Origin of the sequence: Streptomyces sp. NPDC051776, from assembly GCF_040681345.1 — a bacterium.
Lineage (GTDB): Bacteria > Actinomycetota > Actinomycetes > Streptomycetales > Streptomycetaceae > Streptomyces.
Genome location: NZ_JBFAYQ010000013.1, coordinates 140,239 through 165,888 on the forward strand (window position 1 = coordinate 140,239; position 25,650 = coordinate 165,888).

General features: G+C 71.5%; 22 protein-coding genes and 2 pseudogenes. 12 read left to right on the plus strand and 12 right to left on the minus strand.

The genetic code is table 11. The features are described 5' to 3' along the window. Positions 1–159: 159 nt before the first annotated feature. From AB0M26_RS13640 to ligD, 4 genes are all read right to left on the minus strand, one after another. Positions 160–2,004 (minus strand): glycoside hydrolase family 15 protein, encoded by a 1,845-nt coding sequence (locus AB0M26_RS13640; RefSeq protein WP_365259454.1) that lies wholly within the window; start codon positions 2,002–2,004, stop codon positions 160–162. A 113-nt stretch (positions 2,005–2,117) separates the two neighbouring features. After that, positions 2,118–2,822 (minus strand): L,D-transpeptidase family protein, encoded by a 705-nt coding sequence (locus AB0M26_RS13645; RefSeq protein ID WP_365259371.1) that lies wholly within the window; start codon positions 2,820–2,822, stop codon positions 2,118–2,120. 75 nt (positions 2,823–2,897) lie between these two features. After that, on the minus strand, positions 2,898–3,803 hold the full coding sequence (locus AB0M26_RS13650) for an ATP-dependent DNA ligase (protein WP_365259374.1): 906 nt from the start codon (positions 3,801–3,803) through the stop codon (positions 2,898–2,900). Beyond that, positions 3,800–4,696: a non-homologous end-joining DNA ligase gene (ligD, locus tag AB0M26_RS13655; protein WP_365259377.1), complete on the minus strand. Its 897-nt coding sequence runs from the start codon at positions 4,694–4,696 to the stop codon at positions 3,800–3,802. Before ligD ends, AB0M26_RS13650 begins: the two co-directional genes overlap by 4 nt. 30 nt (positions 4,697–4,726) lie before the next feature. Between ligD and AB0M26_RS13660 the strand changes: the two genes are divergently transcribed. Next, a complete protein-coding gene (locus AB0M26_RS13660) occupies positions 4,727–5,770 on the plus strand; it encodes a Ku protein (protein WP_365259380.1) in 1,044 nt (347 codons plus the stop codon). 45 nt (positions 5,771–5,815) lie between these two features. Continuing rightward, on the plus strand, positions 5,816–6,052 hold the full coding sequence (locus tag AB0M26_RS13665) for a hypothetical protein (RefSeq protein WP_365259383.1): 237 nt from the start codon (positions 5,816–5,818) through the stop codon (positions 6,050–6,052). Positions 6,053–6,322: 270 nt separating this feature from the next. Here the strand turns inward: AB0M26_RS13665 and AB0M26_RS13670 are convergent, their stop codons facing one another. The 4 genes from AB0M26_RS13670 to AB0M26_RS13685 all read right to left on the minus strand — a co-directional run bounded on the left by AB0M26_RS13670 (position 6,323) and on the right by AB0M26_RS13685 (position 12,314). Beyond that, positions 6,323–6,946: a VTT domain-containing protein gene (locus AB0M26_RS13670; protein WP_365259457.1), complete on the minus strand. Its 624-nt coding sequence runs from the start codon at positions 6,944–6,946 to the stop codon at positions 6,323–6,325. A gap of 219 nt (positions 6,947–7,165) precedes the next feature. Further along, positions 7,166–9,337: an FAD/NAD(P)-binding protein gene (locus AB0M26_RS13675; protein ID WP_365259386.1), complete on the minus strand. Its 2,172-nt coding sequence runs from the start codon at positions 9,335–9,337 to the stop codon at positions 7,166–7,168. Positions 9,338–9,603: 266 nt separating this feature from the next. Beyond that, positions 9,604–11,424 (minus strand): alkaline phosphatase D family protein, encoded by a 1,821-nt coding sequence (locus tag AB0M26_RS13680; RefSeq protein ID WP_365259389.1) that lies wholly within the window; start codon positions 11,422–11,424, stop codon positions 9,604–9,606. Positions 11,425–11,672: 248 nt separating this feature from the next. Then, positions 11,673–12,314 carry an HNH endonuclease family protein gene (locus AB0M26_RS13685; protein WP_365259392.1) on the minus strand — a complete coding sequence of 214 codons (642 nt, stop codon included), beginning with the start codon at positions 12,312–12,314 and terminating at the stop codon, positions 11,673–11,675. Positions 12,315–12,542: 228 nt separating this feature from the next. Between AB0M26_RS13685 and AB0M26_RS13690 the strand changes: the two genes are divergently transcribed. Together AB0M26_RS13690 and AB0M26_RS13695 are read left to right on the plus strand one after the other, a co-directional pair. Continuing rightward, positions 12,543–13,364: an ABC transporter permease gene (locus tag AB0M26_RS13690; protein WP_365259394.1), complete on the plus strand. Its 822-nt coding sequence runs from the start codon at positions 12,543–12,545 to the stop codon at positions 13,362–13,364. 9 nt (positions 13,365–13,373) lie between these two features. Continuing rightward, positions 13,374–13,574, plus strand: a pseudogene (locus AB0M26_RS13695) (TMEM165/GDT1 family protein); the annotation flags it as partial. A gap of 13 nt (positions 13,575–13,587) precedes the next feature. On the opposite strand, the gene AB0M26_RS13700 reads toward AB0M26_RS13695, so the two are convergent. Next, positions 13,588–14,271: an HAD-IA family hydrolase gene (locus AB0M26_RS13700; RefSeq protein WP_365259397.1), complete on the minus strand. Its 684-nt coding sequence runs from the start codon at positions 14,269–14,271 to the stop codon at positions 13,588–13,590. Positions 14,272–14,667: 396 nt separating this feature from the next. Here AB0M26_RS13700 and AB0M26_RS13705 point away from each other — a divergent pair, with 396 nt between their 5' ends. Beyond that, positions 14,668–15,372, plus strand: coding sequence for a hypothetical protein (locus tag AB0M26_RS13705; RefSeq protein ID WP_365259400.1), 705 nt, complete (start codon positions 14,668–14,670; stop codon positions 15,370–15,372). Further along, a complete protein-coding gene (locus AB0M26_RS13710; protein ID WP_365259403.1) occupies positions 15,372–16,307 on the plus strand; it encodes a hypothetical protein in 936 nt (311 codons plus the stop codon). The genes AB0M26_RS13705 and AB0M26_RS13710 overlap by 1 nt, the downstream gene beginning before the upstream one ends. A gap of 151 nt (positions 16,308–16,458) precedes the next feature. Here AB0M26_RS13710 and AB0M26_RS13715 read toward each other — a convergent pair whose 3' ends face one another. After that, a complete protein-coding gene (locus tag AB0M26_RS13715; protein WP_365259406.1) occupies positions 16,459–16,794 on the minus strand; it encodes an antibiotic biosynthesis monooxygenase in 336 nt (111 codons plus the stop codon). Between the two features lie 190 nt (positions 16,795–16,984). Here AB0M26_RS13715 and AB0M26_RS13720 point away from each other — a divergent pair, with 190 nt between their 5' ends. Next, entirely contained in the window at positions 16,985–17,182 is a 198-nt protein-coding gene (locus AB0M26_RS13720; RefSeq protein ID WP_365259408.1) for a hypothetical protein, read from the plus strand. Positions 17,183–17,728: 546 nt separating this feature from the next. After that, positions 17,729–19,732 (plus strand): bifunctional glycosyltransferase 87/phosphatase PAP2 family protein, encoded by a 2,004-nt coding sequence (locus AB0M26_RS13725; RefSeq protein ID WP_365259411.1) that lies wholly within the window; start codon positions 17,729–17,731, stop codon positions 19,730–19,732. Between the two features lie 114 nt (positions 19,733–19,846). On the opposite strand, the gene AB0M26_RS13730 is transcribed toward AB0M26_RS13725, so the two are convergent. Continuing rightward, the gene (locus AB0M26_RS13730) at positions 19,847–20,245 is read right to left on the minus strand and encodes an ATP-binding protein (protein ID WP_365259459.1); all 399 of its coding nucleotides are present in this window, start codon (positions 20,243–20,245) and stop codon (positions 19,847–19,849) included. Positions 20,246–20,413: 168 nt separating this feature from the next. On the opposite strand from AB0M26_RS13730, the gene AB0M26_RS13735 reads away from it, so the two are divergent. The 3 genes from AB0M26_RS13735 to AB0M26_RS13745 all read left to right on the plus strand — a co-directional run bounded on the left by AB0M26_RS13735 (position 20,414) and on the right by AB0M26_RS13745 (position 23,710). Next, positions 20,414–21,238 (plus strand): helix-turn-helix transcriptional regulator, encoded by an 825-nt coding sequence (locus tag AB0M26_RS13735; protein WP_365259414.1) that lies wholly within the window; start codon positions 20,414–20,416, stop codon positions 21,236–21,238. After that, positions 21,222–21,515 (plus strand): DUF397 domain-containing protein, encoded by a 294-nt coding sequence (locus tag AB0M26_RS13740; RefSeq protein WP_365259417.1) that lies wholly within the window; start codon positions 21,222–21,224, stop codon positions 21,513–21,515. The genes AB0M26_RS13735 and AB0M26_RS13740 overlap by 17 nt, the downstream gene beginning before the upstream one ends. 65 nt (positions 21,516–21,580) lie before the next feature. Further along, complete coding sequence (locus tag AB0M26_RS13745; RefSeq protein WP_365259419.1) at positions 21,581–23,710, plus strand: NACHT domain-containing protein; 2,130 nt, start codon at positions 21,581–21,583, stop codon at positions 23,708–23,710. A 298-nt stretch (positions 23,711–24,008) separates the two neighbouring features. Here AB0M26_RS13745 and AB0M26_RS13750 read toward each other — a convergent pair whose 3' ends face one another. Continuing rightward, on the minus strand, positions 24,009–25,244 hold the full coding sequence (locus tag AB0M26_RS13750) for a cytochrome P450 (protein WP_365259422.1): 1,236 nt from the start codon (positions 25,242–25,244) through the stop codon (positions 24,009–24,011). Between the two features lie 254 nt (positions 25,245–25,498). Between AB0M26_RS13750 and AB0M26_RS13755 the strand changes: the two are divergent. Next, positions 25,499–25,650: pseudogene (locus AB0M26_RS13755) on the plus strand (steroid 3-ketoacyl-CoA thiolase); the annotation flags it as partial.

Here is a 25,650-nt window from a genome sequence, read left to right on the forward strand (position 1 = left end):
GCGTGACGCAGGCTGTGCCACGGCAATATCAGAACCTTCCGTGCCGTCCGGGGCGGGCAGGACACACGGCGCATGCCCCGCCCGGATTGCTCGGCTCCGCCCGACGAGCCCCGCACCTCGTTCCCGCGCGACCCTCGCCTCCCGCGTGCTTCCGACCTCTCAGCCCAGCGCGCGGTCCAGATTGAACGCCGCGCTGATCAGCGAGAGGTGGGTGAACGCCTGCGGGAAGTTGCCGTGCTGCTCGCCCGTACGGCCGATCTCCTCCGCGTACAGGCCCAGGTGGTTGGCGTAGGTCAGCATCTTCTCGAACGCGAGGCGCGCCTCGGCCGTGCGTCCGGCACGGGACAGGGCCTCGACGTACCAGAAGGAGCAGATCGAGAACGTGCCCTCCTCGCCGCGGAGTCCGTCCGGGCTGGCCTGCGGGTCGTAGCGGTAGACCAGGGAGTCCGAGACCAGCTCCTCGCCGAGGGCGTCGAGAGTGGAGAGCCACTTGGGGTCGGTCGGGGAGACGAACTTCGCCAGCGGCATCATCAGGACGGAGGCGTCCAGCACATCGTCGTCCTCGTGCTGGACGAATGCCTTCCGTTTCTCGGACCACCCCGCGCTCATGATCCGGCGGTAGATCGTGTCGCGCGTACGGGACCAGCGCTGCAGATCGGCGGGCAGGCCGCGGTGGTTGGCCATCCTGATCGCCCGCTCGATCGCGACCCAGCACATCAGCCGGGAGTACAGGAAGTTCTTCCGGCCGCCGCGGGTCTCCCAGACGCCCTCGTCCGGCTGGTTCCAGTTCGCGCAGACCCACTCGACCAGATCGCAGACGGTGTCCCAGTGGTCGCTGGAGAGCGGCTCGCCCCACTTGTCGTAGAGGTAGAGGGAGTCGATGAGGGCACCGTAGATGTCGAGCTGGAGCTGGTGGACGGCGTCGTTGCCGACGCGTACGGGGGCGGAGTTCAGATAGCCCTCCAGGTGCGGAAGTTCGCGTTCGGGCAGGTTGTGACGCCCGTCGATGCCGTACATGATCTGCAGTGGGCCGTCGGCGGGATTGTTGCTGAGGCCGGCCCGCTCGGACAGGAAGCGCATGAACGCCTTAGCCTCGTCGGTGAATCCGAGCCGCAGCAGCGCGTAGATGCCGAAGGCGGCGTCGCGGATCCAGACGTAGCGGTAGTCCCAATTGCGCTCACCGCCGATCTGCTCGGGCAGGCTCGTGGTCGGCGCGGCGACGATGGCCCCGGTCGGGGCGTAGGTGAGGAGCTTCAGGGTGAGCGCGGAACGGTGGACCATTTCGCGCCACCGCCCGCGGTACCGGGACGCCGCCAGCCAGCCGCGCCAGTACCGTACGGTCGCCTCGAACAGCCGCTCCGCCTCGCGCTGGGGGCAGTCGCGCAGACCGACCTCGCCGCCGACCCGGTCCAGGGCGAACACCGCGACCTCGCCCTCACGCAGCTTGAACGGCGACCGCACGTCGGGGCCGTCGATCTCCAGCGGAGCGGTGGACGTCAGCGCGAGGGAGAGCCCATCCGACTCGAAGACGGCGACACCCCGTTCGTTGATGCGGACGGTGTGGGGCTGCTCCCCGTAGTGGAAGCGCGGGGCCACCCGGGCGCGGAACGGCAGGGCGCCGCGGACGCACAACACGCGTCGGATCAGCCGGTGGCGGTCGGTCTCGCGGGAGTCCTCGGCGTCGACGATCGGCATGAAGTCCTGGATCTCGCCGACCCCGTCCTCCGCGAAGAAGCGGGTGATCAGCACATTGGTGTCGGGGAAGTAGAACTGCTTCGTCCGGGCCGGTACATCCGCGGCCAGCTCGAAAGAGCCTCCGCGGTCGGCGTCCAGGACCGACGCGAAGACGCTGGGCGCGTCGAACCGGGGGCTGCAGTACCAGTCGATCGTCCCGTTCGTGCCGACCAGCGCCGCCGTGCGCAGATCCCCGATCAGACCGTGCTCCGCGATGGGGAGGTAGCGGGGGCTGCCTGTGCGGTACGCCTCGTTGGCCACGGTGGTCACATCGGCCTCCCTGGGGTCGGCGCTCCGCCCCAGGTGGGACGGTGCCACGAAGCCGTCATTTCAGCGTAAGACGGTGCGGCCGGACGACGCCCGCGGAAGATGCGGCGGCGCCGTCAGTACCGGGTGATCGCGGTGGGGCCCGAGCGCGTGCCGATGGCGATGTGGGGCAGGGCAGCCGGGTCGACCCAGGTCAGGATCGTCTCCATCGCCCGCGCGGGGACGGACACACAGCCTGCCGTGGCACCCTTGCCGTGCACGTGCAGGAAGATCCCCGCGCCCCGGCCCTTGACCGGGCGGGCGTAGTTGAAGCCGATGACGAGCGCCCGGGCGTACTGGACGGTGTACGAGGCCAGGTGCTCGGCCTCCTGCGCGGCGCAGTCCCGCGGCAGCGGCTCCACCCACCGGTTGTACGAGGTGGAGCCGGTGTCCTGGCACCACCAGGACCGGTCGTTGATCACCCGGTACGGGACGGAGGTGCCGGACGGGGCCGCGCGCGTGCCGAACGCGAAGGGCAGGTCGTAGAGCCCGGTGGGGGTGGTGGACGTGCCCTGTTCGCGGGTGCCGCCCTCGGTCAGGCCGCCTGCGCCGAATCTCGCCGGGGCCGACCCGGCCCGCCGCCATGAACCGTCCCGCTTCTCCCACCAGGTCAGCGTCCCGGTGGTGGCGGAGGCGGCGGGAGCCTCGGCCGTGATCAGCTGCGTGCCGCCGCCGGTGTCCGCCAGGCGTTCCGGCAGCGGGGCCTCTCCGCCGGCTGCGAGGAGCAGGGGCAGGGCAGCGGCCGTGACCAGAAGCCGGACGAGCCGGGAAAGACGTGCCATGCCCGATGCGGTGCCCGGGTCGGCGGGCCCGCCAAAAGCGCGGGCGGGGCGGTTCATTCCTGCGGGGCAGGGCGGCTACTCCGGGCCGCGCAGCCTGAGGACGGTGATGATCGGCGTCCTGGTCTCCGTCCAGAGGATCTCGACGGTGAGATCGGGCGCGACCGGGGTGTAGAACGTGGTTCCGTCGGGTGTGCTCCGCCGCTCGCCCGCGGTCCCGTCGGCGGGCGGGCCGAGCCCGCTGAGCGCGGTCGCGAGCGAGGCCTGGAGATTCGGCGGCAGACGGCCGGAGACGACGGGGGCGTCGTCGCCGGGGAGGACGACGACCAGGTTTCCGGGCCGGGTGCGGAGCCCGGTGTAGCCGACGACCACGGCCTCATGGGTCTCGTTGTGCCGCAGCTTCAGCCAGTCGCGGCGGCCGCCGCGGTAGGGGTGGTCGAGCCGCTTCATCACCAGGCCTTCGACCCCGACCTCGCGCAGCGACTCGTACCAGGCGGTGGCCGTTTCGGGGTCGGTGGTCATGGGGGCGGGCTGGAGCGGTGGCCCCAGCGGCGTCAGCAGCTCGACGAGGCCGGCGCGGCGTTCCTCGTACGGTCGGCCGCGCAGGTCCGAGGCGCCGGAGCCGAGCAGGTCGAATGCGGCGTAGGAGGCGGGGCGTTCACGGGCGAGGGCGGCGGCGCGGGTACGCCCGGCCATCGCGCGGGTCTGAACGGCGGCGAAGTCGGTCCGTCCGCCCGTCCACACGACCACCTCGCCGTCGAGAACCGTGTCCGGCGGCAGTGCCCGCGCCGCCCGCGCGAGGTCGGGGAAGGAGTCGGTGACGATGCGCCCGGAGCGGGCCTGGAGCAGCACGCCCCGTTCGGTACGGAAGACGACGAGGCGGTGGCCGTCGAACTTCGGCTCGTACGCGTACCGGCCGCGGGCGAGCACGTCCACCGAGCGGGCCAGGGCGACCCGCAGCGGAGGCCGGGGCGCAGGGCTCACTCCGCCGCACCGGGCAGGGGGCGGGCGCTACCCGGCTCGACGAGCGGGGCGAGGAGATCACCGTGCTCCTCCAGGCGCGGCAGGATGTCACCGGCTTCGAAGACCAGGTCCTCCGGCTCTGTGCACGCCTCGACCTCATCCCAGGTCACCGGAGCGGAGACGGTGGGGGTGGGGCGGGCCCGCAGGGTGTAGGGGGCGGCGGTCGTCTTGGCGGCCGTGTTCTGGCTCCAGTCGACGAAGACCTTGCCCGGGCGCAGATGGCGGGCCATGCGGTGGATCGCAAGCGGCCGCAGCTCGCGCTCCGCCTCCACAGCGAGTGCTTTCGCGTACGCGGTGACTTGCTCGGACGGTACGGGCTCCAGCGCGGCCAGGATGTGCAGGCCCTTGGCGCCGCTGGACTTGGCGAGGAGCTCCAGCCCGTCCGCGGCCAGTCGGTCGCGCAGCCAGCCGGCGACCGCGCAGCACTCGACGATCGTCGCGGGCGCCCCGGGGTCGAGGTCGAAGACGAGCCGGTCGGCCACGCCGGGCGCGTCCGCCTTCCACTGCGGGGTGTGGAACTCGGTGACCAGATTCGCCGCCCACACCAGGGTCGGCAGGTCCTGGACCAGGACGTGCCGGCCGGTCTCGCCGGCTCCCGAGCGCGGCACGACGGCCGTCTTCACCCAGTCGGGCGTGCCGAGGGGGAGGTTTTTCGCGAAGAAGTGCTCGCCCTCCGAGCCGTCCGGATAGCGCAGGAAGGACAGCGGGCGGTCGCGGAGGTGGGGGAGCACGGCGTCGGCGGTGGTGGCGTAGTAGTGCAGGAGCTCGGCTTTGGTGAAGCCGTTGGGATACAGCACCTTGTCGAGATTGCTCAGGGCCAGTCGCCGCCCCTCCACCTCCGTCATCTGCGACATACCATGAGAATCCCATGAAAGGGATGAATCGTGCGATCGATTTGGAAAGGGGCCATCTCCTTCGGCCTGGTCAACATCCCGATCAAGGTGTTCGGGGCCACGGAGAGCCACTCGGTCTCCTTCCGGCAGGTGCACGCGGCCGACGGCGGGCGGATCCGCTACCGGAAGGTGTGCGAGCTGGAAGACATCGAGGTACCGAACGAGGACATCACGAAGGCGTTCGAGGCACCCGACGGCACCACCGTGCCGCTGAGCGACGAGGATCTCGATTCGCTGCCGCTGCCGACGGCCAAGACCGTCGACATCCTGGCGTTCGTCCCCGCGGACACGATCGACCCGCTCCAGCTCGACCGCTCCTACTACCTCGCGCCCGACGGGGCCGGCGCGGCCAAGCCGTACGTCCTGCTGCGCGAGGCGCTGAACCGCAGTGAGAAGGTGGCCGTCGCCAAGCTCGCCCTCCGCGGACGCGAGACGCTCGGCATGCTGCGGGTCGTGGGGGAGACCCTGGCCATGCACACCATGCTCTGGCCCGACGAGATCCGGCAGCCCGAGGGCATCGCGCCCGACTCGAACGTGACCGTCCGGGACGCCGAACTCGACCTCGCCGACACCCTCATGGACACCCTCGGGGAGATCGACCTCGACGAGCTGCACGACGAGTACCGGGAGGCCGTCGAGGCGCTGGTGACGGCGAAGCTGGAGGGAACCGAGCCCGTGCCCGTGGGTGGGGAACCCGAGCGCGGTGGCAAGGTGATCGACCTCATGGCCGCCCTGGAAAGCAGCGTCAAGGCGGCCCAGGAGGGACGGGGGGAGGCCGAGAGGGTGCCGGCGAAGAAGACCGCCGCGAAGAAGACCTCCGCCAAGAAGAGCACGCCGGCGAAGAAGACGACTGCCAGGACCGCGGCGCGGAAGACCGCCGCGCAGTCCGGGGCGAAGGAATCCTCTGGCAAGAAGAGCACGTCGACGGCGAAGAAGACCGCGGCCAAGAAGACCACCGCCAAGACCACCGCCAAGACCACGGCGAAGAAGAGCGCCGCGAAGAAGACGGCGGGGAGGAAGCGCGCCTCGGCCTGAGGCGCACCGGGCGGACCGGACGGTCCCGAGCCGGAGGGAGCGCATGTGGCAGCTGTGCACGCCACGCACGAACTGCGCGCCGAACACCACGCCGCCGCCCCCGGCGAGCCCGGGCCGGGCCCGGTGAAGTCCTGGCACATGGTGCGAGGCTCCGGTACGACGGCCATGTGCGGACGTGAGCTGGATTCGGCCGCCGCGTCCCGGCCGGAGGAGGCCTGGGGCAGGACCCGCGAGATCTGCTGCCACACGTGCGGCGCGCTCTATCTGCGCGAAGTGCCGTAACACGGCGGGCCGTACGAGAGCTTGCGGGCGCCCGGTCCGTACGAGCCCGGGTCCCTACAAGCCCGGGTCCGTACGAGCCCGGGTCCGTACGAGCCCGGGTCCGTACGAGCACGGGTCCGGAAGGGGACGAGTCGTATGAGCACGGGTCCGGAAGGAGACGAGTCGTATGAGCACGGGTCCCTACGCGTCCGGGTCCGTACGAGCACGGGTCCCTACGCGCGACGCGCACAAGCACGTCAGCGCAGGAGGTGCCGCTGAGTCCTGCCGGCGTCAGGCGCTGCGCCGCGCCCGCTCCGCCGGGCGCCGCAGCGCGTACGCCGCGCCCGCGCCCGCCGCGAACAGTGCCAGCACCGACACTGCCGTACCGAGCCAGGTCGCGCCGAGCCACTGCCCGCCGAAGTAGCCGAGACCTGCGCTGTATCCGGCCCAGGCGAAACCCGCCAGAGCAGACCACGGCAGGAACTCGGCGGCCCTGCGGTGCATCGCGCCCGCACCGAGACTGACCAGTGAGCGCCCGGCCGGGGCGAAGCGGGCGATGAGGACGAGCATGCCGCCGCCGCGCATGAGGGCCGTGCCGAGCCGCGCCTGAGCGCGCGTCAGCCGACGGGAGCGCGCGATCGCGCGGTCGAGACGATCGCCGCCGCGCCAGGCCAGCCGGTACGCGACGAGGTCGCCGAGGCATGAGGCCGTCGCGGCACACAGCACCAGGGCCAGAATGTCGGGGACTTCGGCGTTCGCAGCACCGACGGCGTCCGCTGCGGTCTGGGTCCCCGCGGCGGCGGTCGCCGCTGCGATCACGAGCACACCGCTGGGGAGGACGGGGAGGAACACGTCCAGCAGGACGGAGACGGCGACGACGACGTAGATCCATGGGGTGACGGCAAGTGCCCCCAGGTTGTCGAACTCCAGACTCTCCAGCACCCGTTTCTCCCTGTCCCGGTCCCCCGCCGCGACGTCGCAGGGAAGCGGCAGGGGCGGCACCAACAGCCATACAGCGTACGCCTGTGTGAGTCGGGTGGATCTGGTGGGGTCCGTGATGTTGTTCGCATCACTCTCCCGCTCCCACGTTCCGCTCACTCCTCCAGGGGCGGCGCATGGTGGAATGAGTGCGCTTCAGGACCCGGTCGGCACGCTTCCGGTGGCGGTGGCGGTGGCGGTGGCGGTGGCGGTGGCGGTGGCGGTGGCGGTGCCTGTGCCGGTGGAGGCTGAGACCGCGAGCGGTTCCTGCCGGGAGGGGCCCTCGTCGCTGCGGGGAGCTTCGCTGTCCGGGACCGGCATCGGACGCGGCGGGGTGCCGTACGGGAGGGGAACCGCCGCCGCGCGCAGCGCGGCCCGCGCCACTGCGTCGGCGTCCGCGAGCGTTGTCGAGTTGACCCCTGGCCGCGCGCCTGCCGCCGTCACCCAGTGCACGCCCTCGGTCGGCACCCCGATCGCGAACCGCCGCGGGTGGACCCGGCCTTCGGCGTCGATCAACCGGTACGGGCTGCGCGTCACGTCCAGTCCGCCCGTCTCGTAGTCGCCTGCGGCATGGGGGCGGCAGGCACCGGTGACCAGGAGGTGGGTCAGCAGCGGATCGCTGGTGCGGCGCAGGTCGGGCTCGGGCAGCCGGGCCTCGATCAGCGTCGTCACTGTCACCTCGGACCCGGGGACGGCGGGGGAGTGGGCGGTGAAGCCGGGCCCGCCGCCGGGCGCTCCGGTGCGCACCTCCAGCCGGGGCCCGAGCACGACGAGGACGCCGGCCTCGATCAGCGCGGCCATCTCCTCGATCCGGCGGCGCGGCGGGCCGATGGAGAGGAAGGCATTGAGCGGGGTGTACCACCGGTCGAGGTGGTCCCGGCGGGAGGTGCCGGAGAGGCCCGAGTGGTCCACGATCAGGCGCAGTTCGTTGCGCAGGTCGCGCAGGACGTCCAGGGCGGCCTTGACCGGCCCGGCGATGTTCCCGAGCCGGGCGTGCTCGGCGTCCTGCCGCAGATACGCGACCAGCCACCGGCGGAAGTCCCCGGGGCCTCCGAAGTCCCGGTCGCCGTAGGGCCGGGCGATCTCCTTCCATGACCAGCGCTCGCCGGGGGCGATGGAGAACGCGTCCAGGACCGCGGCCTCTTCGGCGCTGCCGTGGCGGGTGGCGAGGAAGCGCTCGCGGAAGGCCGGGGCGTTCGGTTCGGGCGTTTCGGGTGGTTCGGGCGCGTTCGGTACGGGTGTTTCGGGCGCGTTCAGTACGGGCGGTTCGGGCGATTCCGGTACTGGCGGTGTGGACGCGTCCTGTTCGGACGATGCGGGCGTCCGGGACGCGAGCAGCGCCTCATAGTGGACCGTCTCGACCTCCTTCGCCACCAGCGGCCACACCTCGGCGAGGAAGTCGGGGAAGTCCCCGGCGTCCGCGCGGGCACGGAAGCCCGCGATCACCGCGGGGGTCATCAGCAGCGGTACATGACGGCCGAGGGCGCCCTTCTCGTTGTCCCCGCGCGCGTGGTACGGGACGCCGCGACGCGATCCGGCGTGCAGCCGAGGCTCCCGGCCCGAGGGGCGGTAGTGCAGCAGCCCGTCCGGACCGGTGGTGAAGCGGCCGCCGCGTCCCGTCGTCAACAGCGCGAGATGGTCGAAGAAGTTGAGGCCGAGACCGCGCAGCAGCACCGCCTCGTCCGGGGCGATCCGGGTCAGGTCGAGGTCCGCGGGGTTCGCGGGCGGGCAGTGCCGCAGGCCGTGCGCGGCGGCGTACGCGGAGAGGCGTTCCTCCTCCGCGTTCGGCAGGACCGGCAGATGCCCCTGGGAGAGTACGACCGCCGCGAGGCCCGCCAGTTCGCTGCCGTCGTCCAGGGCCAGGAGCTGTCCGCCACCGGCGGTCTCCGTCAGCCGTACGGCGCGTGCCGTGTGGACCAGCACCGTCACCCGCTCGGGAGCGCTGCGCACCACGTGCCGGAACACCCACTCCAGATAACGGCCGTAGAAGGCGCGCGCCGGGTAGTCGTCCGGACCGGGGGCGTCCGCGGTGCCCAGCGCCTTCGCCCACTCGTACAGGCTGGGCCCCGGGCGTACGGGGCCTTCGCACATCACACTGGCGTCGGTGAACAGGGTCACTTGGGAGGCGACCGTGTTCATCAGCAGTTCCCGGGACTGTGCGGTGCGCCAGACGTGGCCCGCGCCGGGCGGGGCAGGGTCCACCATGTGGACGGTCAGCCGGGCGCTGTCGGGCAGGAGTTCACCGGCGGATGCGCAGACGCGCTCCAGCACGCTCGTTCCCCGGGGGCCTGCGCCGACGACGGCTATGGCGTGGTGCTCTCCGGCCAAGGCGGCTTCTCCCGGGGCAGTGGTGCATGAGCGAAGCCTCATCATGCCGTCCGCCGCGCCGCAGCCGAACCCCGGACCGGAGCCATCCGGTCCTTTGTGCTGGGGATCACGTCCCGTCGGTCCTGGTGTGCGGCTTACGTTCCCCCGCGCGCCTGCGACCACGTGCTCTCGGTCACTTCGCCTTCGTTCAACGGGGCTCGGCGCCATCGGTCGTCACGGCTCGGCGCCTTCGGTCGTCGCGGCTCGGCGCCTTCGGTCGTCGCGGCTCACGCGCCTTCGGATGGCGTGTCCCCGGCCCGGGCGTCACCCGGCTGCGTCCTCCCGGCCCGCGCCTCCCCCGGCTGCGTCTCCGCGGTGCCCACCGCGCCGGGTTCTGTGATGTCGCTGTCGTACGCCGTCTCGAGACGGGCCGCGCTCTCACCGCCCCGTTGTGCGCGGTCCAGCCGCAGCCGCGCTGCGCGCCCGCGCAGGGTGAGCGTCATCAGATGGTTGCCGAACCACGGACCGCCGGTCCGCTCCCAACTGATCGGCGGAGGCTGCGCCCGGCCCCCGCGTCCTGTGCGGGCATGGCGCGCGAACCACGAGCCCACCCTGCGGCCCGCCCGGCTCCAGCCGAAGCGGAAGCCGACCTTGATGGAGGCGGGGACGCTGTTGTGCACGGGCGAGCAGGTGAGCTGGAGGACCCGCGACACGGGCGGCCGCGCCTCCTCCCGCCAGAACGGCTCAGCGACGTAGGCGTGGTGCACATCGCCGGACAGAACGCACACCGTGGCGGGCGGTCGCGGTCCCCTGCCCGCCTCCGCGACCAGGTCCGTCAGGGCGTCGAAGGACTGCGGGAAGGCGGCCCAGTGCTCCAAGTCGCCCATGCGCCGGATGCGTTCACCGATCCGCGACCAGCGCTCCCCGCGCTCGCCGCCGCACAGCGCCGCGTTCCACCGCTCCACGTCGTCGATGGCGGGCGGCAGCAGCCAGGGCAGCGACGTGCCGATCAGCAGGTGGTCGTACGCTCCGGGGCCGCCGTCCGGCACCTGCTCGCGCAGCCAGTCCCACCAGCGTTCGTGGAGCATCGACCGCCGCTCCTCGGTCAGCACCCGGGCGGCCCGGGTGTCCACCATCAGCAGCCGGACCCGGCCCATGTCGCGGCGGTAGGACCAGCGTGTGAACGCGGGGTCGGAGTCGGCCCGCGTCGCGAACTCCCGCAGCAGGCCGGTCCCGTCGCCCGCCTTCCGTACCTGCGCGAAGAGCGGATCGGTCATCAGCTCGGTGGGGGAGAGGTTCCCCAGGTGCTGGTACACCCAGTACGACATCAGCCCGGCGGTCACCCGCTCCTGCCACCACTCGGTGGCGCGCATGTCGGTCCGCCATGCCTCGCTGGTGTTCCAGTCGTCCACGACGTCGTGGTCGTCGAAGATCATGCAGCTGGGGACGTTGGAGAGCAGCCAGCGGACATCGGGGTCGAGCCAGGATTCGTAGTAGAGGCGGGTGTATTCCTCGTAGTCCGCGACCTGGCCACCGGGCGGGGTGCGCAGATCGCGGCGGGAGGCGAGCCAGCGGCGCATCGCATCCGACGTCTCGTCCGCGTACACCTGGTCGCCCAGTAGCAGGAGGACGTCCGGGCGCTCGGCGTCAGGGTCGGCCGCGAGACGGGTGGCGAGGGTGTCGAGCGCATCGGGGCCGACGGGGTCGTGGGCCGGGGTGCCGCCGTGGAAGCGCGACGAGCCGTGGGGAGGTGCGGCCCAGCGGCAGGAGCCGAAGGCGACCCGCAGGGTGTCCGCGTCCGGCCCCCGCTCGCCCCGGGGATCGGGGAGGGTGCGGATCGCGCTGGGGGGATAGCGGTCCTCGCGAGGGGGCCAGACCTGCTTGCCGTCGAGCAGCACGCGATACGGCACCGTGCTCTCGGACGGCAGCCCGACCAGGGTGACGATCGCGTAGTGGTGTCCGGCGATCTGCCAGGTGTGCGCCGTGCCGCGGCCCGCGGTGCCGTCGCAGACGACCTCGACCACACAGGGCCGGCCCGTCTCGACCCACACGGTCGCGCTGTCCTCGTCCACATAGCGAACGAGCGGTCCCAGGACCAGTCCGGCCATCGGTCTCCGCCCTCCCTCCGTCGCCCCGTACGGTACGGAACGACGGAGGGGCACGGCGAGTTTCCGCCGCAGGTTCTTGCGGCGTTCATCGCGTGCGCTGCGGATTTCCGCGGTTTCCGCGCATTCCGCGGTGCCGGTGGATGACCCCGGCACCGCGGACGGTCACGGCGGTGCGACCGGACGTGGGCCGGTCACGGGTTCCCTGGCCGTCAGCGCTGACCCGGGATGGACGGGCCGTCCCGGAGGGGTCAGCACCCGTTGAGGATCGAGCTGAGCGCCGACTTCTCCGCCGAGTCGACGGTGAGGTCGTAGTGGTGCTTCACCTGGACCCACATCCGGGCGTACATGCAGCGGTAGCCGGTCCGCGAGGGCAGCCACTCGGCCGGATCCTGGTCGCCCTTGGACTGGTTGACGTTGTCGGTGACGGCGATGAGTTGCGCGCGGGTGAGGTCGTTGGCGAAGCCCTGGCGCCGTGCGGTCGTCCAGCTGCTGGCGCCGGAGCGCCATGCCTCGGCCAGCGGGACGACGTGGTCGATGTCGACGTCGGCGGCGGACCTCCAGGTGGCCCCGTCGTACGGGGAGTACCAGGTGCCGCTGACGGCGGCGCAGCTCGAGTCCTGCTGAACGTTCGAGCCGTCGCGCTTGAGCACGACCTCGCGGGTGTTGCAGGCACCGCTCTGTGTGATCCAGTGCGGGAACTTGTCGCGGCTGTAGCCGCTGGAGGAGCCCTCGGCGCTGACGGTCAACTCGCTCAGGTAGGTGCGGGCGGTGGCCGCGCTGGGCGGGGTGGGGGGTGCGGCCTGAGCGGCGGGGCCGCTCAGGAAGGCGGTGCCGGCCAGGGCGGTGAGCCCGGCGAGCACGCCAATTCGACGCGCGTAGACACGGATCATGTGGACGAACTCCCTCTGGGTGAAGGGGTGCTGGCCGTTGGGGCGCGGCCATCGTTGCGGCGCCGGATTGCGGTGGGGTGGGCGCCAGGTAACAGCGTGACGACATGCTCACGTCAGATACAAGACTCGGTTCGCGAGATGTGACCGGACGGGGCGGGGCAATGGGTGTGCCCCGGCCTGTTCTGACGGGTCGCCACCTGAAGGGAGCGCGCGCCGTATCGTGATCGCGTGCCCGCCGCCGCTCACACCGTGACCGCCCGGCAGACCGCCGCCGACACCCTGCTGCCGGTCGATGCCACGCTCTGGGCGGTCCTCGCCGTCCTGCTCCTCGCCGCGGCCGGTGTCGCCGCACTCGCGCACCTCACCGACCGCGAAGGCCGGCGCTACCCGCGGGCGATCGCCGTCGCCGGGCTCCGGGCGGCCGTCCAACTGGCCGCCGTCTCCTTCCTCATCGGCTGGGTCGTCCGCGCGATCCCCCTGCTGCTGAGCTTCCTCGTGATGATGTTCGCCGTCGCGGTACGCACGGCCGGCCGCCGTATCACGGCCAACCGCACGTGGTGGTGGGCCTCGGTCCCCATCGGCGCCGGGGTGCTGCCGGTCGTGGCGGCGCTGGTGCTGACCGGCCTCGTACCGCTGAAGGGCATCGCGCTCATCCCGGTCACCGGCATCCTCATCGGCGGGGCCCTGACCGCGACCGTGCTCGCCGGCCGCCGGTCACTGGACGAGCTGCGCCTGCGGCACGGGGAGGTCGAGGCCGCCCTCGCGCTCGGGTTGCTGGAACGCGATGCCCGGCTGGAGATCGCCCGGCCCGCGGCGTCCGAGGCGCTGATCCCCGGTCACGACCAGACGAGGACGGTGGGCCTGGTCACCCTGCCCGGCGCGTTCGTCGGGATGCTGCTGGGCGGCGCGCCGCCGGTCCAGGCGGGCGCCGTGCAGCTGTTCGTACTGGTGGCGCTGATGGCCGTACAGGCTGTGGCGACGGCGTTGGCCCTGGAGCTGGTCGCCCGCGGACTGCTCCACCGCGGGGGCGTGGACGACATCGCGCGCTGACGGCGGGGGAGCGTCGGCGCCGCCCGGTACGACGATCCGCTCTCGGTCGCGATCGGCGCCGTCCTGGCGCTCTGGGCGGTGGCCGGTCTCGGCATCCTCGGTGGCCGCACCCTCATGAAGTACGTGCCGCTGCATCTGATCACCAGGGTCGCGGCGGCGGTGATGCTGGTGCCGGCGGGCTTCAGCCTGTACGAGGCCGTGGCACCCTGATCGTCCGCCCGGGCTACTCCCGCGGGCCCCGTTCCGCCGTGGCGCAGTGCAGCCGCAGGAGGCCGCCCTCCAGGGCCTCGACCCGTACGGATTCCAGCGTCGGCACATGCACGTCCGGACCCAGGAAAGCGGCGCGCGGGCCCACGCCCACCACGCGCATCCCGGCCGCACGGCCCGCCTCGATTCCTGCCCGGGAGTCCTCGAGGACCACGCAGTCCCCCGGTCCGCGGCCGAGTTCGGCGGCGGCCTTGAGGAAGCCCTCGGGGTCGGGCTTGCTCACGATCACGCTCTCGGCCGTCACCCGGACTGCGGGAATCGGCAGCCCGGCCGCAGCCATTCGAGCCAGGGTGAGGGCTTCGTCGGCGGAGGTGACCAGCGCGTGCGGATGTCCGGCGAGGGCTGACATGAGCGCGGGCGCGCCGGGGACGGGCACGATGCCGCCGGTGTCGGTGGTCTCCTCCGCGAGCATCCGCCGGTTGTCGGCCAGGTTCAGCTCTGCGGGGCGGTCCGGGAGCAGCAGCGCCATGGTGGCGTGGGCCTGGCGGCCGTGGACGTGGGCGAGCACGTACTCCGCCTCGAGCCCCTGATCCGCGGCCCAGCGCCGCCAGCAGCGCTCGACGACGGCGTCCGAGTCGACGAGCGTGCCGTCCATGTCGAGGAGGACCGCGCGGGCGGTAAGGGTGGTGGTGGCCGGCATCGGCGGGCTCCTGGACTCCTGGGCTCGGGGATGCGGAGACCAAGGCGGCCCCGCCCGCAGGTCAGGGAGTACGGGCGGAGCCACTTTGTTTCTCAAACATACAAAAACGGGGCCGCCCCTGCCAACCCCTGTCCGTCCCCGATTCGCGCCGCGGTTCCTCATGTCCGAAGCACGGACCGACATGAGAGCGCCGAGTTGCGCGGCTCGGACGAGGAGCGCCCGTACGACTCGACCCGCGTCGCACCCGGCGCCCGCACCCGGCCCGACCACTACTGAACGTCACCCGCGGTCCGGGGGCCGCCTGGTTCGGAGGGAAGAAGCGTTTGCTGCCGGGAGACGGGGCAACGCGCTGTGAGGACAGCCTCGGCACGAGGAAACCTCTGCGGAAGGGACACCATGTCCACAGGCGTCCTCATCACCTTGGCCATTCTGGCCGTGACGGCGGTCGCCATCGTGGCGCTCGTAGTCGCCCCGCCGTCGCTCCAGAGCAGCGGCACCGGGCTGCGGCGCCGGTTCGGCCCCGAGTACGACCGGACCGTGGAACAGCGCGACGGCGACACGAAGGCGGCCCACAAGGAGCTCAGCGAGCGGCTGCGGCGCTACGGCAATCTGCCGACGCGCCCGCTGCTCGAAGAAGAGCGCGTGCAATACGTGGCCCAATGGGCCGGCGTCCAGGAGCAGTTCGTGGAGTCGCCCGCGTCGGCCGTCGCCGAGGCCGACCGGCTGATCGGCCGCCTCGCTCGCGACCGGGGCTTCCCCGCCGACGCTTATGACGAGCAGGTCGACGCACTGTCCGTGCACCACGCCCCCCGTCTCGGGGGCTACCGCCGTCTGCACGCCGCCGCGCGCCATGGCGGCGACGGCACGGTGGACACCGAGGAACTGCGCGAGGCACTCGTCGGCGCCCGCGGACTCTTCGAGGCACTGATCGCCGCCCGCCCGAAGGAGAAGCACGATCGGTTCCGCACACGCCGCGCCTGGCGGCTGCAGCGCCGCCGCCACGGCAGCCGGAAGGCCGTTCCCGGGCCGGGCGACAAGGGCAGGCCGCAGTCCGGCCGCCGCTTCCACCTGCCCTGGACGGGACCGACCAGGAGTGCGTGATGAAACAGTCGAACGCCCGTGAGACACGGCTCACCGAGCGCGCGGTACCGCCCCCCGGGCCGTCCCCGGACCCCTCGACCCGGGGCGCATCGTCCGGCGGGGGATCCCGCACCGGCGCATCCCCCAGCGGCGGCCCTGCTGAACGGCGGTCCGCCACGGGCACGGGCGCCGAGGCAGGGCGTCGCACCCTCGCCAAGGAGCCGGCCGCGCGTACGGGTTCGGCCGCGGCTACGGGTTCGGCCGCGGCTACGGGTTCGGGCGCGGCGCCCCCGGAGCCGTCAGTCGCGCCAACTCCTCCGCCGCAGCCCGTGCCGACCGGCGCGGGCACCACACCGCAGGCTCCGGCGGGCGCGCGGCGCACGACCCCTCAGGCGCCGCGGAGCGAGGACAGCCCCCGGTCCGCAACGTCGTCCATGCACACCCTGTCCAGCGGATCGGGCATGTGCATCGGCTCGGGCACATCAGCCGGGCGCGGGCGCGTGACCGGCCGGGGTGGCGCGGGCGTACGGCCCGTCCTGCCGCGGGCGGAGAGCGACGACCTGGCGCTGCGCCTGCAGCGCGCCGTCGTCGGGTTCGTGGACGACCCGCGGGTGTCCGTTGAGGAAGCAGACGCCCTCCTGGAGGAGGCCGCCGCCCAACTCGCCGCAGCGCTCACAGAGCGCCGCCGGATTCTCCGCACGGCGTGGAACGGTGCGGCGGATCCTTCGGCGGCGGCGGACGGGAAGCCTGCGGAGCCGGATGCATCCGGCAGCAACGGAACAGCCCTGGCATCCGGCAGCAGGGGAACGGCCCCGTCGACCGGCAGCAGGGGAACGGCCCCGTCGACCGGCAACGCGTCCACTCCGTCCGACAGCACCGGGCACATCGGCACCGAGGAGCTGCGCACCGCACTCCGCGACTACCGCGACCTGGTCCAGCGGCTGTTGAAGGTCTGACCGTCCCGTGCCGGCGTTGCCTCCCTCCCAGGAGGCGCCTCCGCCACGGGAGATGAGGTCACCGCACCCGTGCCGAAGTACTGCCCCAGCGGAGGCAGTCGGCCCCCGGACCGCCGGTACCGGGGGCATCCCCTCGTGTGCGGCCGCCCGTTCAGCCCTGCTTCGGCGCCGCCTGCTGCACGACCTCGAACGACCACAGCGTGGAGCCGGACGCCGCGGGCTTGCGCTGCTCGCCGCCCTGACCTCCTCCGCCGCCCTGGTGGGCCGCCTTCATCGGGCCCTCCATCCACGCCTGGAAGTCCTCCTCGCTCCGCCAGCGCGTGTATACGAGGTAGGAGTCCGTGCCTTCGACCGGGCGCAAGAGTTCGAACCACTCGAAGCCGTCCGAGCTCTCGACCGCCCCGGCCCGTGCCGCGAAGCGCTTCTCCAACACCTCGCGCTGCTCCGCCGGGACGGTCAGAACGTTGATCTTCACAACACTGGGCACGTGACACCTCTCAGCAGGCGGGGCCCCGAACAGGCCCCTGATCTCGACCGTGTGCGAGCAGTCTCCTACACCCGCCGCGACGTCCCTGCGTCAGGTGGCGAGCCCGCTGCTCGGCCCCTGACACGATCGGCCGCCGGAGTCTTAGCCCGTGCGGGGGTTGGTGCGAACACCTGCGTGACGTGGCACGAAGGTGTCCGGCGGCGGCGCACTGGCCGAAGGCGGATCCAGCACAGCCGACCTCTTCCAGCAGAACACCGCCCAGTCCGGACGGCAGAGCAACCACTGCGGCAACCCCAACAACCTGACCCTCACCGCCACCGGCAGCCGCGCGGAGTCCAAGTGCATCGCGGTCGACCGCTCCGCCAACGTCGGCACCGTCATCTCGTAGCCCTCCTGGGCCCCCGGCGCCCGGCTCCGCGGATTTGCGGGGGCTCGGCAAAGGGAACGAGCGCGGCCACCGCATGAGCTTCAGGGTTGTGTCGACCCTTGATGTTCGTGCGGTGGCCGCCCGCACGTATGGAGCCGACCCCGCAGCTCTGGTGCCCGCATCCCGCCCCCTCCTCCAAGCGGGTGGCGGGCCAACGGTGGCCGCATGCCCACCCGGGCGGATCTCCTCACCCGATGCCACCGCCTTTGCCCGGCATCGCCGAAGCACCGGGGACTGACGCGAAAGGCCCGCACCCCGGTGGCCGGGCCCGCCGCGGACCGGTCGCAACTGACGGTGCTCTCAAGGTGCGGATCTCCGTCGCCCGGCCCTAATGTTCGAGCCAATACCCGGCGGCTGTCAGATGACGACAGGGTGCCCTGTGTCCGTAATGAAGGCCCGGTCGTTAGGCCTCTGGGAAGCGGAGGGGAACAGCAGGGCGTGGCGAACGCACAGAGGCACGGGGCATCGGCGGCCGAAGTACCGGGGTCGCCCACATCGCGTATCCGCATGGCGCTAGGCGTGCTCTGGCTCGTCGCGGCACTTCTGGCGGTACGACAGACGGCTGCCGTACTCCGGCTCCCGCCCGAGGAACGGCTCACCGACTTCGAGACCTGGATAGGGCCGCACGGCGTACTGCGCGTGCCCGGACCGCTCTACGAGAGCGGCGCGTTCACCGGCACGCCGTTCGCCGGGCTCGTCCTCAAGCCGTTCACCCGCTCGGCCGAACAAAACCTGGGTGTCTTCTGGACGTTCGGCACCCTGCTGCTCGTCGTGGCCATCGGCTTCGTCGCGGCCCGCATCCTGCCGCGCCCCGTCCCGCGCCGTGCCGCACTGTTCGCCGCGCCCGCGGCGATCAGTCTCATGGTGGTCTCACTGCCGGTCCGCAACACCTTCACCCTCGGCCAGACCAGCATCCTGCCCGTCCTCCTCGTCCTCCTGGCCCTCCTCCCGCGGGCGTCCGCGCGCAACTCCGGCGTCCTCGTCGGCCTCGCCGCGGCGCTGGAGCCGGCTGTGCTGCTGTTCGTCCCGCTGCTGTGGATGACGGGCCGGCGGCGGGCCGCAGGAACGGCGGTGGGTACGTTCGCCGTGAGCTCCGCCTTCGCCTGGGCCGTCCTGCCCGGCGACTCCGCCGCCTACTGGGTGAACCATGTCGCAGGAGCGGGCCTCGGCCGTCCCGCCGACGGCCTCCACAACCAGTCCCTGCACGGCCTGCTCCTGCGCCTCGGCCTCAGCGGCCTGCTCGAACTCGCCCTCTTCGGCATCCTCGCGGGCGCCGTCGCCGTCATCGGACTGCGCCGCGCCGCCCACTACGCGGCCGACGGCCAACTGCTGCTCGCCGCCGCCATGACCGGCTGTGTCGCCGTCGCGGTTTCGCCCACCGCCTGGCTGCACCAGCAGCTCTGGATCCTCCTCGCCGTCGTCGGCCGCGTGGGCCGCCGCCAGTCCGACCGAATCGTGTGGCCCGTCCTGGTCGTCATGGTGATGACGCTGACCGCGGCCGCTGTCGTCCCCACGACCAAGGGCATCCATCTGATCGGCCAGAACGCGCCCCTGCTCGTCGCGATCGCCGCGGCCTGCGCCGTACCGTTCCTCGACCGCGGCTCGCCGTACTGGCGCCGCCCCGTGCCCACCGAGTACGCGGAACCGGAGGCCGGCCGGTGGCGCGGGCTCCCCGTCCTGCGCTTTCTGCGCCGCCCGCTCAACCGCCCGAACGTGCTGCTCGAACTGCTCCTGATCCGGGCCGGGTACTGGTGTTACGCCTACATCCGCGGCTCCGCCCCCGAGACCCGCAGTGTCGCCGAGCACCACGCCCACCGGATCATCGGCCTCGAGAGCGCGCTGCACATCGACATCGAGCTGTGGTTCAACCGCCTGGTCGCGGGCTCGTGGATCGAGGGCGGCATGAACTACTACTACACAACGTTCCACTTCCTGGTGCCGCTGAGCCTGCTCGGCTGGATGTATCTGCGCCGCCCTGTCGCGTACCGGTGGGCCAGAACGGCTCTCGCCATCACCACCGTCATCGCCCTGTTCGGCTTCTGGCTCTATCCGCTCGCCCCGCCCCGTCTGATGCCCTCCCACGGCTACATCGATACGGCGAACGGCCCGCAGGACCTCGCCAACCCCGAGTTCGGCCCGCTCACCGAGCTGTCCAACCAGTACGCGGCCATGCCGTCCCTGCACATCGGATGGTCCCTGTGGTGCGCCGTGGTGGTCGTGCTGCTGGCGCCGAAGCTGTGGATGAAGCTCCTGGGCGTGCTCTATCCCGTCCTCACGACCACCGTGATCGTCGGCACGGCGAACCACTACCTGCTCGACGCGGTGGGCGGCGCGGTTGTCCTGGCCTGCGGCTTCAGCCTTCAGTACGTGTTCGTGGGCCGTTCGAGGGACCCCGAGGGGGTCGCGGGGAAGGCGCGGGAACCTGCCGCTCCTGCCGGGCCCGCGGATGCGGGCGGGGCGGTGAGCGGGTCCGTACGAGGACACGGGACAGCGGAGATCAGTCGGGACTGAACTCCGCCGCCCCGTCGGATCGCCGCGGCTTTCAGGATCCGCCGCTTCTCGGCGGGCCGCCACCCGAGCCGTTCACGTGCCGGTCGCCTGGGGAACCCCGGGCGGCAGGGGCGGCTATCCGGTCCCGGACCCGGTCTCTCCCCCGGGAACCGGTCGGGAACGGCACTCGAACCACACGGTCTTCCCGCCGTCGCGCCCCGGATCCACGCCCCACGCGTCCACGACCGCGGTGAGCAGCGCGAGCCCGCGGCCGCCCTCGTCCATGGCCGCCGCCTCCCTGACGCACGGCTTCTCGCGCGACCCGTCCGACACCTCCACACGTACGCCGTCGGGGGAGCGCAGCACCGCCACACCGCACCGCCGGTCCGGCACGTGCCGCACGACATTGGCCAGCAGCTCGGTGACGGCCAGCTCGATCGCGTCCGTCAGCTCGCCCATCCCCCAGAGGAGGAGGTACGCGCGGACGATCCGCCGCACGTGACCGGCGGAATGCGCACCCACGGTGAAACGCATGCGGTAGCGGCGGGGCGGCTCGACGTCCGTCGTGAGGAGGTCAGTTGTCCATTTCACGCCACCAGCGTGAGGCGCGGCGACTACGCTCGGCTACTGGCTGAACACAACTGTCGGCATTGGCGAGTTGAGCGCATCACGCATGCGCACGGAGCGTGGAGGCACGGGACCGTGGTGAACATCCGAGACCTGGACCCGAGCGCTTCTCCGGTGGACTACTACGGAGCGGAGTTGCGGCGGTACCGGGAAGCTGTGGGCATGACGCAGAAGCAGCTCGGCTCGAAAATCTTCTGCACAGGGTCTTTGGTCGGTCAGATCGAGACTGCACGCAAGATCCCGACCCCCGAGTTCAGTCAGCAAGCTGATGCCGCTCTGAAAACCGGCGGCGCCCTGACACGTCTGCTCGGTCTGGTGCTGCGACACCAACTGCCCGTGTGGTTCCACGACTACATTGACCGCGAGGCACGAGCCACCCATCTCTACGCCTTCCAACCAGTGCTGGTGCATGGTCTCTTGCAGACCGAGGAGTACGCGCGTGTCGTCATGGGTGTCCTGACCGAGGAAGGACTCGACGAGAAGGTCGCGGCACGCATGGAACGGCATCGCATTCTGAAGAGGGAGCAACCTCCCCTGGTATGGATGGTCTTGAGCGAGACCGCCCTGTACCAGGCCATTGGTGGTGCCTCTGTGATGCGTAACCAACTGGCTCACCTGTTGAGTTTCCGGAACCGCTCTGCGGTCAGCATTCAGGTGCTTCCGTTCGATGCCGGAGCACACGCAGGTTTCTCCGGGGCGTTCACCATTCTCCGGTTCAGCAACGAGGCCGACGTCGCCTACAACCAGGACTACGATCTCGGCCATCTGACGGCCAACGCCCAATCGGTGAGAGATCGGTCGCTCCGCTACGCTCGGCTGCAAGCCGCCGCACTGTCCGTTGAGGATTCGGCAGAACTGATCGCTCGTGTGATGGAGGAACGCTATGGTGAGCATCTCTGATCTGTCCGGTGCACAGTGGCGTAAGTCCAGCTACTGCGGTGACGACGGCGGCGAGTGCATCGAGTGCATCGAGTGCGCTGCCCTTGGAGGCACCGAGTGGCGCAAGTCCAGCCACAGCGAGGAAGTCGGCGACTGCGTCGAAATCGCCACCGCCCCCCACGCCGTAGCCATCCGTGACTCCAAGGACCCCGGCGGTCCCGTACTCACCTTCAGTCCCGCGTCCTTCGCCGCGTTCGTCGCCGCTGCCGCGGGAGGCGACTTCAGGGCAACCGACTAGACCGTTCCGGTAGTTGAGGGAGTAGTCACCTGTCCCGGCGGGGACCGCGCAGCAAGATGGCCCCCATGGTGGGATCCCGTACACGCCGCGTAGGGCTCGTCTTCCTCGCGATGCTGGTGCTGAGCCTGGCGCTGGCGCTGTGGTTGTCCAAGCAGTTCCATGTGGAGACCATGGCCGCCACCCTGTTGAGTGTGGTGCTCGCCGCACCCGGCACCGGTTTGGCCTGGTTCGCGTACCGCGGCGACCGTAACGAGGCGGCCTTGGACCTGGACGCGAAGGCCAGGACCCTGAGTGCGGTGGTTCTCGCCGCCGAGACGGAGCAGGTCAAGCAGTTGCTGGGCCGGGGCGGTCACCGCATCGATGTGAGCTTCCGCTACACCCCGGAACCGGCCAACAACGCGGCCGGTGCCGACCCCCATGGCCGTCTCAGCGATGTCCTGCGCTACTACCGGCAGTTGCAGCCCACTCGGCTGGTCATCACCGGTGAGCCCGGTGCCGGCAAGACCATGCTCGCCCTGCACCTGCTCCTCTCCGTCCTGGCCGACCCGGCCCGCACCGATACGGATCCTGTTCCGGTTTGTCTCTCACTCGCCCGCTGGGACACCGTGCAGCCCCTGCAGCGGTGGATCGCCGAGCAGGTCGGTGAACGCTTCCGTGACCGGGGCATCACCCCCGCCGATGCCGCGGCCCTGGTGGACCTGCACCGGATCCTGCCGATCCTGGACGGGCTGGACGAGATGGACCTCGACGGCACGCCTGTCGCTCGCCGCCGTGCCACTCGCGCGCTGGATCAGCTCAACGCGTACCAGAACGCTCTGGGCAGTGCGCCGGTCGTCGTGACCTGCCGCACCGCCCAGTACGCGGAACTGGCAGGCGTGGACGTCCGCATGCGCGAGGCCGCGCACGTCGAGATCGCCCCGGTCGACCACGGCCGGGTCGCCGCCTATCTCACCGCCCGCACCACCTGCCCCCGGCGATGGGAACCCGTCCGTACGCTCCTGGCCGCCGCCCCAGGCGGCACTCTGGGCCGCTCGCTGCACACCCCCTGGCGGCTCAACCTGGCCGTCACCGTTTACGAGCAGCGTCATCCCGACACCCTGGCCTACCTCCACGACCCGGCCGAACTGTGCGCCCTGCCCTCCCCGAGCGCCGTTCGCGACCATCTGCTGGCGCGCTACCTGCCCGCCGCGACGAGCCAGCACCCCGAGCGCCCCGACCGCTACACCGCGCAGCAGACCCACCAATGGCTCGCTGCACTCGCCGACCACCTCGCCGGCACGGCGACCACCACCGGCGGCCGGGGCGCATCCGGACCCGGAACCGACCTGGTACTCCATCAGTTATGGCCGATGGCGGGCCGTACACGCGTCCGCGCCGCGGACACCCTGGTCACCGGGCTCATCACGGTCACCTTCGCCCTTCTCCTGGTGCTTCAGGTGCCCGCCGGACTCCCCACCCGCCAGCTGCTGGCCGGTGCGGCCCCCGCACTTGCCGGGGTGCTGGCCGTCTGGCGGGCCTGCAGTGCTTCCGTCCCCGCGCCGCGAGCGGGCCAACTCCAGCGACTGCGCAGCGAGGCGAAACGTCGCCAGCTGCGCCGGGCCGTCATGGGTGGGCTGGCGGGCGCGCTGGCGTTCGCACTGGTGGGGGCGTTGGCGGGTGCGCTGGCCCTCGGGCCGACAGGAGCACTGACGGCAGCACTTGGGGCGTCGGTGACAGGTGGGCTGGCCGGTGCGCTGACGCTCGCGCTGACCGGTTCCGCGGCGGACACCGCCCCTCGAAGCGACTTCGTCCCGCCCACCGATCCGCGCCACCTCGTCCGGGACGACGCCCTCTTCGGGCTGACGCTCGGACTGACCGGCGCTCTGTCGGGCGGGTTGATGAGCGGGCTGACGGGCGGGCTGGCGATCGGCCTGCCGGTGGGACGGTCGGCGGGAATGTGGTTCGGGGTGACGGGCGGGCTGGCGATCGGGATGGCACTGGGCCTGTGCCTGCTGGGAGGTGCGGGCCGCCGCTACGGGATCTTCCTGCTGTGCTCCCGGGGCCGGCTCCCCTGGACCCTGCGCTCATTTCTCCACTGGGCTTACGAGGCGGGACTCCTGCGGATCTCCGGCATGGCGTATCAATTCCGCCACCGGGAACTTCAGGACTGGCTCGTCGCGCACCCGCGGCCCGATACGCGGAGTGCGCGCGGGTAGCGATGGTGTGCCGCCCCCGCCAAGGCGTGCCCCGCTCGCCACTCCGGCACGGCCGTCCGCTGCGTTGCCTGAGCGGCCGAGTAGGCCACTACGAGGCCGATCCGGGCCCTGCGTCCGACCGCACCAGGACGCCTCGCCACCGGGCAGCAGACTTGGTCGGGGGCGCCACCGGGCCGACTTGGTCTGGGCCGGCACCGCGGCGGATCGCTCGGCGGGCGACGGGGGCGAGGCGTTGGGGCGCGAGGCGCCCCCGCCGCCCGGAGCGCGGGGGGTGGCGTGCGGGACCGGGCGCGACCGGTCACTCGTAGGCGACGGTCAGCTCCTTGATGCCGTTGAGCCACGCGGAGCGCAGGCGCCGCGGGTCACCCGTGAGCCGGATGTCCGGGATCGTGTCGGCGATCGCGTTGAAGATGAGGTTGATCTCCAGCGTGGCCAGGCTCTTGCCGAGGCAGAAGTGCGGTCCGCCGCCGCCGAACCCCAGGTGGGGATTGGGGTCGCGGGTGATGTCGAAGGCCTCGGGTCGGTCGAAGACTTCGGGGTCGTTGTTGGCCGAGGCGTAGAAGATGCCGACCCGGTCGCCTTCCTTGATCTGCACGCCCCCCAGCTCGGTGTCCTGGGTGGCGGTGCGCTGGAAGGAGACGACGGGCGTGGCCCAGCGGACGATCTCCTCCGCGGCGGTCGCGGGGCGTTCGCGCTTGAACAGCTCCCACTGGCCGGGGTGGGTGAGGAAGGCGTGCATGCCGTGGCTGATGGCGTTGCGCGTCGTCTCGTTGCCCGCGACGGCGAGGAGCAGAACGAAGAAGCCGAACTCGTCGGATGTCAGGTTGCCTTGGTCCTCGGCCGCGACCAGGGCGCTGACGATGTCCTTGGCGGGGCACTCCTTGCGGGCGGCGGCGAGGTTCATCGCGTACGAGATCAGCTCCATCGCGGACTCGGCGCCGATCTCTTCTGTGATGGCCAGCTCCGGGTCGTCGTAGGCGATCATCTTGTTGGACCAGTTGAAGATCTTGGCCCGGTCGTCCTGGGGGACGCCGATCAGCTCGGCGATGGCCTGGAGCGGGAGTTCGCAGGCGATGTCGGTGACGAAGTCGCCGGTTCCCTCGGACTTGGCGGTGTCGGCGATCCGGGTCGCGCGGTTGCGCAGGGCGATCTCCAGGGCCCTTATCGAGCGCGGGGTGAAGCCGCGCTGCACGATCTGGCGCACCCGGGTGTGCTCCGGCGGGTCCATATTGAGCATGATCAGTTTCTGGACGTCGATCTGCTCGCGCTGGATGTGCTCGTTGAAGCGGATGATCGCGGTGTTGGTACGGGAGGAGAAGATCTCGGGGCGGGTGGAGACGGTCCTGACGTCCGCATGGCGCGTCACGACCCAGTAGCCGTCGTCCTCGAAGCCGGCCAGGTTGTGCGGCTGGGGGTTCCACCACACGGGTGCTGTCCGGCGCAGTTCGGCGAATTCCGGGAGCGGTAGCCGCTGCTGGTAGACGTCGGGGTCGGTGAAGTCGAAGCCTTCGGGGAGCGCTGGACAGGAGGACATTCGGCGACTCCAGGATCCGGTACGTCATGTTCTGACGGCCCATCAGAATGCTTCGCAAGGTAATAACGAGTTCTACAACTGGCAAGAGAGGTCGCGCCATCCGTTGCGGGCGGGGGTCGACGTCTGGCGTGCACGCCCCTTGCGTACCGGGGGTAGCACTCATAAGACTGCTGGCAGAACTAGAACGCGTACTAGTTCTGTCTGCCTGCCCGCAGGCGCCGGGACGCCCTGCGGACGCGAGGAGAGGACGAGTCATGGCCGCGGAACCCGTCATCGTCGAAGCAGTACGCACCCCCATCGGCAAGCGCGGCGGCGCGCTCGCCAATCTCCACCCGGCCTATCTGCTGGGGGAGACGTACAGGGAACTTCTCGCGCGCACCGGGATCAAGCCGGACTGCGTGGAGCA